Below are 12,594 nucleotides of genomic sequence, written 5' to 3'. Positions count from 1 at the left end.
CGGCCGCGCGCCCCGGCCGCGCGCCCCGGCCGCGCGCCCCGACCGCGCGCCCCACGAGCCCCCGGCCCCGGCCGCGCTCCTGGGCCTCCGACCTCTGACCCAACCCCGTCCCCGGCCCGACCCGTCTCCGGCCCAACCGCTTCCCCGGACCCTGCGCAAACCCTTGCCCCTGAGCACCTGACCCCGGCCTCCCATCACGGCCCGGCCCGAGGCGGCGAGTGCCCGCCGATGCGGGGCGGGCACGGCGAGAGAGGGCCGGCCCCCGAAGGCGTCTCGCAGGGTGGTCGTCGACCCCCGCCCGAGGACCGTCGCCGGTCGGACCGTCGTTCTGTGATCGGCCGGCGGTTATGGTTGCCCGGATCGGGTGACAGCTAGACGGAGGAGTGGCCGACGGTGCGCAGGCGGTCGATGCTCGCGGGGGTTTTTTCTACAGTGGGCGGCATGGTTGCCGGAGCGGGTGCCGCGCAGGCCGGGGAACCGGTGTCGCCGTTGCGGGGCTACCGGTTGGTGAACCTCGCGCACGTCAACGACCCGGCGCGGACCAACGTCTACCCGGGCGACCCTGAGTTCACCCTGGAGACGGTGACCACCGTGCCCGACGACGGGTTCTACCTCCAGTACGTGCGGCAGGGCGAGCACACCGGGACGCACTGGGGTGCGCCGGCGCACTTCAACGAGGACCAGCCGTACGCGGACGAGTTGGACGCGGAGGACCTGTTCCTCCCGGCGGTGAAGATCGACGTGCGGGAGCAGGCGCGGCGGGACGCCGACTACGAGGTGAGCGTCGCCGACCTCCAGCGGTGGGAGCGGCGGCACGGGCGGATCCCGCAGGAGGCCGCCGTGGTGCTGTGGACCGGGTGGGAGGACCGGTGGGGGACCCCCGCCTTCTTCAACTACGACTCCGCCGGCCGGATGCACCAGCCCGGGTTCTCCCTGGACGCCGTGCGGTGGCTGGTCCGCACCGGCCGGCTCGGGCGTCGCGGCGCGCTCGGCACCGACACCTTCAGCCCCGAATCGGCGTTGGACACCTCCTATTCGGTGTCCAAGCTGCTCTACCGGGAGCACCGGATCAGCCTGGAGATCCTGGCCAACCTCGGGAAGCTGCCGGAAACCGGCGCGTACGTGATGGTCGGGGGCACGGTGAACCGGCGCGGGTCGGGCTCACCGGCCAGCGTCTACGCTTTCGTGCCCCGGCGCTGAGACCGCCGCCGACCGTTCCGGCCGGCTCGAAGACGAAAATCGCCGGACGTGCCGCCGGAGAACCACGGGAAATCACCGGACGCGTCGCGCAGCACCCCGGCCGGCGGCTCAGCGGTGTATCACCAGGCCCCGGCCGCCGTCCCGCTTCGCCTCGTACATCGCCTTGTCGGCTCGTTTCAGGACCGACTGGGCGGTGTCCTCGGGGTCGGGGTCCGCGCACACCACCACGCCCACGCTCGCGCTGATGTCCTCGCCCAGCGCGTCGAGGATGCGGAAAGCCACCTTCTCCGGTTCTTCCACGCCTTTCACCAGGACGCCGAATTCGTCCCCGCCCAGGCGCGCGACGACGTCGGTGTCCCGTATGCACGCCCGCAGGCGATGAGCCACCTGTTCCAGCACCGCGTCGCCCCGGGCGTGCCCGGACCGGTCGTTGACCGATTTGAAGTCGTCCAAATCCACGAACAGCAGGCCGAAAGGCGTGCCGTCCTCGTGGTGGGCGGCCATCGCGCTGTCGAGGCGGTTCTCGAACAACGCCCGGTTGGCCAGTCCCGTCAACGGGTCGTGGTGCGCCTGGTGCGCGAGCGTCTGTTCGGATTCCCGCAGCAGGGCGGCCAGCCTGGTGTTGTCGACGATGGTCGTCAGCTGGCGGAGGATCACCGCCACGAACACCGTGAAGCCGCACGCGATCTCCACGCCGTCCAGCGGCGCCAGGTCGCCGATGACCGTCCGGCGCAGCACCAGCACGCTGCTGACCAGCAGCGGCACGTACGGCATGAGCAGGTGGGCCCACTGCCGGCGCACGGCGGTCCGGCCGGGGGCGGTGTGCTGCGCGGGCGGGGCCAGGGCCGCGAGCGCGATCAGCGCCGGGCCGAGCACGAAACCCGCGTTGGCCAGCGGCGGCACCTCCGGGGCCTGCACGCTGACCAGGTACGCGAACGCGCTGTCCGAGGCCGCCAGCCCCACCAGGCCCAGGCCGAGCAGGCGCAGCTGCGGGCGCAGCACGACCTTCCGGTCCGCGCTGAGCACCACCACGATGACCAGCAGGACCAGGTCCGTCAGCGGGTAGGCGATGGCCACCAGGAACGCCGCCGTGCTCGGGTTGCCCACCGCCACCAGGCCGCCCAGCGACGTCGTCCAGGTGAGCAGGAACAGCGAGCCGACCACGATCAGGCCGTCCAGCAGCAGCACCAGCCGGGCGCTGCGCGACCTGCGGTCCAGCAGCGCGTCCGGGTTCTCCGAGCGCCGGTGGCTGCCGATGACCAGCAGCGCGACGAAGGCGAACGGCACGATGCTCAGGTAGCCGGCGTCCGCCGGGGACGGTGACGGCACCGCGCGCTGCTCGACCAGCTGGTACCACGTCCACAGCGACTGGCCGACCGACCAGCCCAGCATCCCGAAGCCCATGACCACCCGCCACACCCGGTCCGGGCCCCGGGCCCCGCGCGCGGTCCACCAGCACGCGGCGGTGGCGAACAGGCCGGTGGCGAGCTGCGCCAGGTCGTCCAGCGCGACCGCCGCGTCGCCGGTGACCACGTCGAAGCTGGCCGCCACGGACGCGGCGGTGGCCACAGCGAGCACCAGCGCCGCCGTGATGCCGAACCGCTTCGTCGCCAGCACGTCGGTAAGTGTGCCCCATTCGCGTTCCACGGACCGGGTCGCCCTGCGAGGATGCGCAGGTGGCAGAGCACGAGGTCCCTCTCGCCGAGGACGTGGCGACGGAGCAGGATTACGAACGGTTCGCGCGGCACCGGATCGCGGAGAACGGCGGCGACGCGGAGGCGTTCGGCCTGTCGTACAACGTGCTGCACCTCGCGTACATGATGATCACCGACTACGAGGCGCTGGTGCACCGGGAGCAGGGGTGGACCATGCCCGGGTTCCGGTTGATGTTCAAGCTGTGGATCCTGGGGCCGACCCAGCCCGCCCGGCTGGCCGACCTCTCCGGCACCACCCGGTCGGCCATGTCGAACCTGATCAACACGCTGGAGCGCGCCGGTCTCGTGGAGCGCACGCGGGACGACCAGGACCGCCGGGTGGTGTTCGTCGCGCTGACCGAGGAGGGCCGCACGGCGGTCTCCGGGGTGTTCCCCCGGCAGAACGGGCGCGAGGCGCGGTGGTTCGAGGTGTTGGACTCCGGTGAGCGCACCCAGATGGTGGAATTGATCCGGCGAGTGGTGGCGGCCCGTCCGGATTGAGTGCGGTGTCGGTGGGTTTCGGCGTTCCGTCGATTTTCGACCGGTCGGGTCCGAACGGGAGAGACAGTATTACCGGAAAAGTGTTGTTGCGGGTGTGACGATTTCCTCGCGGTGTGGTCATCCGACCTTGTGGGGAATTTCCGCCGGTGGCCGGATTATGTTTGAAAGAAGGTCGCCACCCGGTTGGCGGAACGAGGGTCTCGTTTACTGCGCTACATTTCGACCGCCGCCGCGTCACCACGCAGCAGAAAGGCCCTTCATGCTGACCACATTGGCAGCGGCCGCCCTCGCATTGACCGCGATCGTGCCCACCGGCGGCGTTGTGCAGGAGGAGGCCCCTCCCGAGTACGTGACGGTCGACCTGGTCACGATCAACGGTTCCGGTTGCCCGGCGGGCACGACGGCGGTCGCCGCGTCCCCCGACCGGACCTCGTTCACCGTCACCTACAGCAACTACCTCGCGCAGGCCGGCGCGGACACGGAGCCGACCGACTTCCGGAAGAACTGCCAGCTCGCGCTCCGGGTCAACTACCCGCAGGGCTTCACCTACGGCGTGGCCCAGGCCGACTACCGGGGTTTCGCGCACCTCCAGCCCGGCGCGACCGCGATGGAGCAGGCCGGCTACTACTTCCAGGGCCAGTCCGGGACCGCGCGCAAGAGCCACACGTTCCGGGGCCCGCAGAGCGACAACTGGCAGGCCACGGACAGCACGGAGTGGGGCTCGATCGTGTTCGCCCCGTGCGGCGAGCGCAAGATCCTCAACGTGAACACCGAGCTGCGGGTCAACGCGGGCAGTTCGCGCGGGACGAGCTTCATCGTCATGGACTCGACCGACGGCAACGCCAGCACCCGCTACCACTTCTCCTGGAAGCGCTGCAGCTAGCTCTTTCCGGACTGGCCGCCGCCGCGAGCCCAGCGTCATTCCATGCCGCCGCCGCGCGCAACTAGTCGGAAGGTGCATTCATGCTCAACTTCGTGGCTGCGGCCGCCCTGGCTTCGACAGCGATCATCTTTCCCCCCGGAGGTGCGCCCGGCGACGACGCGCCGCCTCCCGGCGTGATCTACGTGAAGCTGCTGACGGTGAACGGCTCGGGCTGCAAGCCCGGCACGGCCGCCGTGGCGGTGTCGGACGACCGCCAGGCGTTCACCGTGTCCTACAGCGACTACACGGCCAAGGTCGGGCCGGGGTCCGGGACGTCGGACTTCCGGAAGAACTGCCAGCTCAACCTGGAGGTGCACGTCCCGCAGGGCTTCACCTACGGCATCGCCAAGGCCGACTACCGGGGCTACGGCAAGCTCGAGCGGGGCGCGTCCGGTACCGAGAAGGCGAACTACTACTTCCAGGGCATGTCGGAGACGACGTACAAGTCGCACACCTGGAACGGGCCGCTCGACGACAACTGGGAGGCCAACGACGAGGTCCCCGTCGGAGCGGTCGCCTACGCGCCGTGTGGTGAGAAGCGCAACTTCAACATCAACACCGAGCTGAGAGTCAACGCCGGCACGTCCGGCACGAGGGCCACCAGCTTCATGGTGATGGACTCGACCGATGCCAGCCTGAAGACGACCTACCACTTCGCGTGGAAGGTCTGCCCGGGCGGCGGGGGCCGGTAGCGGCGAGCGCGAGCGGGTCGGGCAGGCGCGCGGCTGCCCGACCTGCCGTTCCCTCGGACGAGTGGAATACCGGCGTGTGATCCGGCCGGTCCGAGCACCGCTGTGCAGGCTTGTGGGGCCACGGTGGCACGACACGAGTGCGGGGGCGCGATGAGCACTTCCCAGGACCGGACGGGACGGGCGCCCCGGTCACCCCGCGAGCCGCCCTGGCAGCCGCTGCGGGAGCGGCACCGCGGCGAGTCGAGGGGCTCGTACGGCGGTTCGTTCCGCGAGCCGCGTCGTGAGCCGCGTCGCGACCCGTACCGCGACGCGTACCAGGACGCCTATCGCGCCACGTACCGCCAGGCCCGGCACGAGCCGGTGCGGGAGCCGAGGCGGGCGGAGGCCCGGCGCACGGGGCCGCCCCCTCGGCGGCGTCGGCGGTTCCTGACGCCGGGGCGGGTGGCGCTGTGCCTGCTGCTGGCCCTGGTGGTGACGGCGGTGGTCAAGGTCGTCGAGCCGACCATGACGCCGTTGATGACGGCGGGAATGGCCAGCGCGCTCGGGGCCCTGCCGCTGATCGTGCACCTGTTGCGCGAGCTGCCCGAGGTGCGCGCCCGGGGCACCGGGCCGGGTCCGCTGGTGCGGGCGGCGTTCGTGCTCATCGTGGTCGGGGGCTCGGTCGGCTACCTGATCGCGGCGGCGATCGACCGGGTCACCGCGCACGAGGCCGTGCTCGCCGACCGGCTCGCCGCGCCGGCGTCGGGCCGGGTGGGGCCGCTGGAGGCGAGCGTCGAGCGGGTGGAGGTGACCGACAACTTCACCAGGGTGACGGTCACGGCCGTGAACCGGAGCGCGCTGGCGGCGAAGGTGAGCGTGGTCGACTCGTGCCGGCTGGTCGGCGCGGACGGCCTGGACCTGCGGCTGGACGGGCTGTTCGAGGTGGTGCGGGAGCGGTTCTTCCTGGACGTGCCGGGCGGTGGCGCGGCGGTGCGGCAGACCCTGTCGTTCCCCGGCACGCCGGCGGCGGGGGAGACGACGGTGGCGCTGGGCTGCGGCTCGGTGTCGTGGAGCGGGTCCGACCCGGGGTGGGTCGGCGGCGAGTTCGCCGGCCGGCCGCTGCGGGTGGCGGACATCAGGCTGGACGCGGTGCGGTGACCGGGGCGTCGCGCGTTCGACGGGGGACGCGCGGCGGTCCGGGCGAGGGCTCGTGATCACGCGGGCCGCCGCTGGTGGCGGCGGAACTCTGCGGCGACCCGTGTGGTGGGAAGCCCCCGGTGGGCGGACGACGTTGTCCGCCCACCGGGGGCCGTCCGGTGGGGCAGCGCACCCGGCGCGGCTCGCCGGCCGGGTGCCCGGGGATCAGGTGAGCGGTCGGTCGGTCGGCTCGATCGGCCGGGGCAGGACCTGCCGGCCGGTCAGGTACGCGTCGACGCCCGCCGCCGCCGAGCGGCCCTCGGCGATCGCCCACACGATCAGCGACTGGCCCCGGCCCATGTCGCCGGCCACGAACACCCCGTCCACCGACGTCGCGTAGTCGCGGTCGCGCGCCACGTTGCCGCGCGCGTCCAGGTCGACGCCCAGGGGGTCGAGCAGGTCGCCCCTCTCCGGCCCGACGAAACCCATGGCCAGGGTCACCAGCTGCGCCGGCAGCTCCCGCGCGGTGCCGGGCACCGGCTCGAAGCGGCCGTCCGCCGCGCGCACCTCGACCAGCTCGACGGCCCGCACCGCGCCGTCCGGGTCGCCGAGGAACTTCACGGTGGACACCGCGTAGAGCCGTTCGCCGCCCTCCTCGTGCGCGGAGGTGACCCGGTAGAGCATCGGGTAGGTCGGCCACGGGTGGGCCTCGGCCCGCTGCTCCGGCGGCCGGGGCATGATCTCCAGCTGGGTGACCGACAGCGCGCCCTGGCGGTGGGCTGTGCCGACGCAGTCCGCGCCGGTGTCACCGCCACCGATGACCACGACGTGCTTGCCCTCGGCGGTGATCGGCGGCGCGGCCAGCTCGCCGCGCGCCACCCGGTTCGCGCCCGGCAGGTACTCCATCGCCTGGTGCACGCCGGCCAGCTCGCGGCCGGGCACCGGCAGGTCGCGCCACGCGGTCGCGCCGCCCGCCAGCACGACGGCGTCGTAGGACGCGCGCAGCTCCTCGACCGTGACGTCCACGCCGACGTTGACGTTCGTCCGGAACTGCGTGCCCTCGGCGCGCATCTGGTCCAGCCGGCGGTCCAGCCGCCACTTCTCCATCTTGAACTCGGGGATGCCGTAGCGCAGCAGGCCGCCGATCGCGTCCGCCCGCTCCAGCACCACGACGTCGTGGCCGGCGCGGGTGAGCTGCTGCGCCGCCGCGAGGCCGGCGGGCCCCGAACCCACCACGGCGACCCGCTTGCCGGTGCGCGTCCGGGGCTCCTGCGGCGTGACCCAGCCCTCGTCCCAGGCGCGGTCGACGATCGAGATCTCGACCCGCTTGATGGTGACGGGGTCGCCGTTGATCCCGACCACGCAGGCGGCCTCGCACGGGGCGGGGCACAGCGTCCCGGTGAACTCCGGGAAGTTGTTGGTGGCGTGCAGGCGTTCCGCCGCCTCGCGCCAGTCCTGCCGCCACACCAGGGTGTTCCACTCCGGGATCAGGTTGCCCAGCGGGCAGCCCTGGTGGCAGAACGGGATGCCGCAGTCCATGCAGCGCCCGGCCTGCTTCTCCAGCCTGGGGCGCTCGAACTCCTCGTACACCTCGCGCCAGTCCCGCAGCCGCAGGAACACCGGCCTGCTGCGCGGGGTCTCGCGCTCGGTGGTGAGAAAACCGCGCGGGTCAGCCATGTGCGGCCTCCATGATCGCCTGGTCGACGTCGCGGCCCTCCAGCTCGGCCCGCGCCTGTGCCGCCAACACCCTCTTGTAGTCCTTCGGCATGACCTTGGCGAACCGGTCGACCGCGAGGTCCCAGTCCGCCAGGAGGCCGTGCGCCACGGCGGAACCCGTCTCGGCGTAGTGCCGCTCCACCGCCGACCGCAGGAACTCGCGGTCGGCCCCGTCCAGCGGGTCGAGGTCCACCATCTCCGGGTTGACCCGCCGCTCGGCCGCGTCGAGCAGGTAGGCGATGCCGCCGGACATGCCCGCCGCGAAGTTGCGGCCGGTCCGACCGAGCACGACCACCCGGCCGCCGGTCATGTACTCGCAGCCGTGGTCGCCCACGCCCTCCACGACGGCCAGCGCGCCCGAGTTGCGCACGCAGAACCGCTCGCCGACCCGGCCGCGCAGGAAGATCTCGCCGCCGGTCGCGCCGTAGCCGATCACGTTGCCCGCGATCACGTGCTGCTCGGCCGGGAAGCGCGCGCCGGGTACCGGGCGGACGGTGATCCGCCCGCCGGACAGGCCCTTGCCGACGTAGTCGTTGGCGTCGCCGACCAGCCGCAGCGTGATGCCGCGCGGCAGGAACGCGCCGAACGACTGCCCGGCGGTGCCGGTGAACGTGATGTCGATGGTGTCGTCCGGCAGGCCCGCGCCGCCCCACCGCCTGGTGACGGCGGACCCGAGCATGGTGCCGACCGTCCGGTTCACGTTGCGCACCGGCAGTTCCAGCCGCACCCGGTCGCCGGAGGCGATCGCGCCCTCGGCGAGCTGGATCAGCGTGTTGTCCAGCGCCTTGTCCAGCCCGTGCTCCTGGGTCGTGGTCTGCCGCCGCGCCGCCCCCTCGGGCAGCTCGGGCACGTGGAAGATCGGCGACAGGTCGAGCCCGGCCGCCTTCCAGTGGTCGACGGCGGCCCGGGTGTCCAGCAGCTCGGCGTGGCCGACGGCCTCCGCGAGCGTGCGGAAACCGAGCTGCGCCAACAACTCCCGCACTTCCTGGGCGATGAACTCGAAGAAGTTCACCACGTGCTCGGCCTTGCCCGCGAACTTGGCGCGCAGCACCGGGTTCTGCGTCGCCACGCCCACCGGGCACGTGTCGAGGTGGCAGACCCGCATCATCACGCAGCCCGACACCACCAGCGGCGCGGTGGCGAAGCCGAACTCCTCCGCGCCCAGCAGCGCCGCGATGACGACGTCCCGGCCGGTCTTGAGCTGGCCGTCGGTCTGCACCACGATCCGGTCGCGCAACCTGTTGAGCAGCAACGTCTGCTGCGTCTCGGCGAGCCCCAGCTCCCACGGGCCGCCCGCGTGCTTGATGGACGACAGCGGTGACGCGCCGGTGCCGCCGTCGTGGCCGGAGATCAGCACGACGTCGGCGTGCGCCTTGGACACCCCCGCCGCGACCGTGCCCACGCCGACCTCGGAGACGAGCTTGACGTGCACGCGCGCCGCCGGGTTGGCGTTCTTCAGGTCGTGGACGAGCTGCGCCAGGTCCTCGATGGAGTAGATGTCGTGGTGCGGCGGCGGCGAGATCAGGCCGACGCCGGGCGTGGAGTGCCGGGTCTTGGCGATCCACGGGTACACCTTGGCGCCGGGGAGCTGGCCGCCCTCGCCGGGCTTCGCGCCCTGCGCCATCTTGATCTGGATGTCGTCGGCGTTCACCAGGTACTCGCTGGTCACGCCGAAGCGCCCGGACGCCACCTGCTTGATCGCCGACCGGCGCAGGTCGCCGTCGGCGTCGCGGACGAACCGGTCGGCGTCCTCGCCGCCCTCGCCGGTGTTGGACTTGGCGCCCAGCCGGTTCATGGCGATCGCCAGGACCTCGTGCATCTCCTTGGAGATCGAGCCGTAGGAGATCGCGCCCGTGGCGAACCGCTTCACGATCTCGGAGACCGGTTCCACCTCGTCCAGCGGGACGGGTGTGGTGTCCTTGAAGGCGAACAGGCCGCGCAGCGTCATCAGTCGCCGGGACTGGTCGTCCACGGCCCGGGTGTACTCCTTGAACACGTCGTAGCGCCCGGCGCGGGTGGAGTGCTGGAGCTTGAACACGGTCTGCGGGTTGAACAGGTGCGCTTCGCCCTCGCGCCGCCACTGGTACTCGCCGCCGGTCTCCAGCTCGCGGTGGTGCGCCCGCACCCCGTCGACCGGGAACGCGACCCGGTGCCGCCGTGCGACCTCCTCGGCGAGCACGTCGAAGCCGACGCCGCCCAGGCGCGAGGTCGTCCCGGTGAAGCAGGGGTCGACGACCTCCGCGCCCAGCCCGATCGCCTCGAAGATCTGCGCGCCGGTGTAGGAGGCGACGGTCGAGACGCCCATCTTGGACATCGTCTTGCGCACGCCCTTGCCCAGCGCCTTGATCAGGTTGGCGGTGGCGGACTTCGCGTCCAGGTCGGGCAGCTCCTCGACCGAGGCCATGGCCAGGTACGGGTTGACGGCCTTCGCGCCGTAGCCGACGAGCAGCGCGATGTGGTGCACCTCGCGGGCGTCGCCCGCCTCCACGATGAGGTCGACCTGGGTGCGGGTCTTCTCCCGCACCAGGTGGTGGTGCACCGCGCCGGTCAGCAGCAGCGACGGGATCGGCGCGCGCTCGGCGTCCACGCCCCGGTCGGACAGCACGACCAGCCGCGCGCCGTCCCGGATCGCCGCCGACACCTCGACCTTGATCTCGGCCAGCCGGCCGACCAGGGCCGCGCCGCCGCCGGCGACCTCGTAGGTGCCGTGGACGGTGCAGGTGCGGAACTCCGGCAGGTCGCCGTCGTCGTCCACGTGCACCAGCTTGGCCAGCTCGTCGTTGTCCAGCACCGGGAACGGCAGCGAGATCCGCCGGCACGAGCTCGCGTCCGCCGCGAGCAGGTTGGGCTCCGCGCCCAGCGTGGCGTGCAGGCTGGTCACCAGCTCCTCGCGGATCGCGTCCAGCGGCGGGTTGGTGACCTGGGCGAAGAGCTGCGTGAAGTAGTCGAAGAGCTGGCGCGGGCGGTCCGACAGCGGCGCGAACGGGGCGTCGTTGCCCATCGAGCCGATCGGTTCCGCGCCGGTCCGCGCCATCGGGCGCAGCAGCAGCGCGAGCTCCTCCTCGGTGTAGCCGAACACCTGCTGGCGGCGCACGAGCGACGCGTGCGACGGCACCTCGCGCTCGCGGGCCGGCAGGTCGGCCAGGTGCAGGACGCCGTCCGCCACCCACTCCCGGTACGGGTGCGCGGCGGCCAGCTCGCCCTTGATCTCCTCGTCGTCGACGATCCGGCCCTGCGCGGTGTCCACCAGGAACATCCGGCCCGGCTCCAACCGGCCCTTGCGGACGATCGTGGCCTGGTCGAACTCCAGCACGCCCGCCTCGGAGCCCAGCACCACGAGGCCGTCCTCGGTGACCCAGTAGCGCGCCGGGCGCAGGCCGTTGCGGTCGAGCACCGCGCCGATCAGCGTGCCGTCGGTGAACGACACCAGCGCCGGGCCGTCCCACGGCTCCATCAGCGTGGAGTGGAACTCGTAGAACGCGCGCCGGTCCGGGTCCATCTCGGCGTGGTTCTCCCACGCCTCCGGGATCATCATCAGCACCGCGTGCGGCAGCGACCGGCCGCCCAGGTGCAGCAGCTCCAGCACCTCGTCGAACGACGCCGAGTCGCTCGCGCCCCGGGTGATCACCGGGAACACCCGCTCCAGGTCGCCCGGGATCAGGTCGGTGGCCAGCACGGACTCCCGGGCGTCCATCCAGTTCCGGTTGCCGCGCAGCGTGTTGATCTCGCCGTTGTGCGCCACGTACCGGTACGGGTGGGCCAGCGGCCACGACGGGAACGTGTTGGTGGAGAACCGGGAGTGCACCAGGCCGATCGAGCTGGTGACCCGCTCGTCGGTGAGGTCCGGGAAGAACTTCTCCACCTGGGGCTCGGTGAGCATCCCCTTGTAGACGATGGTCCGGCCGGACAGCGACGGGAAGTACACGTCGGCCGCGTGCTCGGCGCGCTTGCGCACCACGAACGCCAGCCGCTCCAGCTCCAGCCCCTCCGGCGCACGGCCGCCCGGCAGCGCGAGGAAGAGCTGGCTGAAGGCGGGCATGGTGGTGCGGGCGGTGGGTCCGACGTGGTCGGTGTCCACCGGCAGGTCGCGCCAGCCCAGGACGGTCGCGCCCTCTTCCGCCGCGATGCGCTCGACCTCGGCCCGGACGTGCGCGCCGTCGTGCGGGAGGAACGCCGTGCCGACCGCGTAGCGGCCCGGCTCGGGCAGCGCGAAGTCGACCACCTCGCGGAAGAACGCGTCGGGCACCTGGATCAGGATGCCCGCGCCGTCTCCGGTCTCCGGTTCCGCGCCCCGCGCGCCCCGGTGCTCCAGGTTGCGCAACGCGACCAGCGCCTTGGCGACGATCGAGTGGTTGCGCCGACCGGCCAGGTCTGCGACGAACGCGACGCCGCACGCGTCGCGCTCGAACTGCGGGTCGTACAGGCCCTGCTGGTGCTGCTCGGGCAGCATGGGGTGGTGGTGGGTCACGACGGGCCCTCCCGTGGCGTCGCCTGTACCAGGCGTTCTGGGCATACGGAGGCAGGCCGGCCGCTCGAACGCGCTTCGTTGACGCGTGGCGGCTCGGCCTGTGGCTGGCTCTGGAGCCCGCGCCGGGGAGATCGGCGGCGCGGGGTCCGCACTCCGTTGTGCGGGAAACTGCACTTCCTTGCGCGCGGGTCCCGTGGGGGCCGGATGGGGCCGCGGGGACACGCGGGGCGGTGCACCGGGGTTGCCGGGGTCCTGTGACGATAGTGTGAATTCGCGGGAAACGCT

The 12,594-nt window shown here is 72.4% G+C and carries 8 protein-coding genes; 5 read left to right on the top strand and 3 right to left on the bottom strand.

Annotated elements, in window-relative coordinates:
• Positions 1 to 441 precede the first annotated feature (441 nt).
• Entirely contained in the window at positions 442 to 1,200 is a 759-nt protein-coding gene (locus AB0I60_RS04170; RefSeq protein ID WP_360725733.1) for a cyclase family protein, read from the top strand.
• A 108-nt stretch (positions 1,201 to 1,308) separates the two neighbouring features.
• Here the strand turns inward: AB0I60_RS04170 and AB0I60_RS04165 are convergent, their stop codons facing one another.
• Complete coding sequence (locus tag AB0I60_RS04165) at positions 1,309 to 2,817, bottom strand: GGDEF domain-containing protein (protein WP_360725732.1); 1,509 nt, start codon at positions 2,815 to 2,817, stop codon at positions 1,309 to 1,311.
• A 59-nt stretch (positions 2,818 to 2,876) separates the two neighbouring features.
• Between AB0I60_RS04165 and AB0I60_RS04160 the strand changes: the two genes are divergently transcribed.
• The 4 genes from AB0I60_RS04160 (at position 2,877) to AB0I60_RS04145 (ending at position 6,146) form a co-directional block, all read left to right on the top strand.
• Positions 2,877 to 3,395 (top strand): MarR family transcriptional regulator, encoded by a 519-nt coding sequence (locus tag AB0I60_RS04160; protein WP_360725731.1) that lies wholly within the window; start codon positions 2,877 to 2,879, stop codon positions 3,393 to 3,395.
• Positions 3,396 to 3,654: 259 nt separating this feature from the next.
• A complete protein-coding gene (locus AB0I60_RS04155) occupies positions 3,655 to 4,278 on the top strand; it encodes a DUF4360 domain-containing protein (RefSeq protein WP_360725730.1) in 624 nt (207 codons plus the stop codon).
• An 80-nt stretch (positions 4,279 to 4,358) separates the two neighbouring features.
• Positions 4,359 to 5,009 (top strand): DUF4360 domain-containing protein, encoded by a 651-nt coding sequence (locus AB0I60_RS04150; protein ID WP_360725729.1) that lies wholly within the window; start codon positions 4,359 to 4,361, stop codon positions 5,007 to 5,009.
• A gap of 150 nt (positions 5,010 to 5,159) precedes the next feature.
• Positions 5,160 to 6,146: a hypothetical protein gene (locus tag AB0I60_RS04145; protein ID WP_360725728.1), complete on the top strand. Its 987-nt coding sequence runs from the start codon at positions 5,160 to 5,162 to the stop codon at positions 6,144 to 6,146.
• Between the two features lie 204 nt (positions 6,147 to 6,350).
• On the opposite strand, the gene AB0I60_RS04140 is transcribed toward AB0I60_RS04145, so the two are convergent.
• Entirely contained in the window at positions 6,351 to 7,802 is a 1,452-nt protein-coding gene (locus AB0I60_RS04140; RefSeq protein ID WP_360725727.1) for a glutamate synthase subunit beta, read from the bottom strand.
• Complete coding sequence (gene gltB / locus AB0I60_RS04135; protein WP_360725760.1) at positions 7,795 to 12,291, bottom strand: glutamate synthase large subunit; 4,497 nt, start codon at positions 12,289 to 12,291, stop codon at positions 7,795 to 7,797. Before gltB ends, AB0I60_RS04140 begins: the two co-directional genes overlap by 8 nt.
• Positions 12,292 to 12,594: the final 303 nt, after the last annotated feature.

Source organism: Actinosynnema sp. NPDC050436, from assembly GCF_040655415.1.
Lineage (GTDB): Bacteria > Actinomycetota > Actinomycetes > Mycobacteriales > Pseudonocardiaceae > Actinosynnema.
Note: the sequence above shows the minus strand (reverse complement) of the source record. Positions and strands in the feature narration are given on the sequence as shown.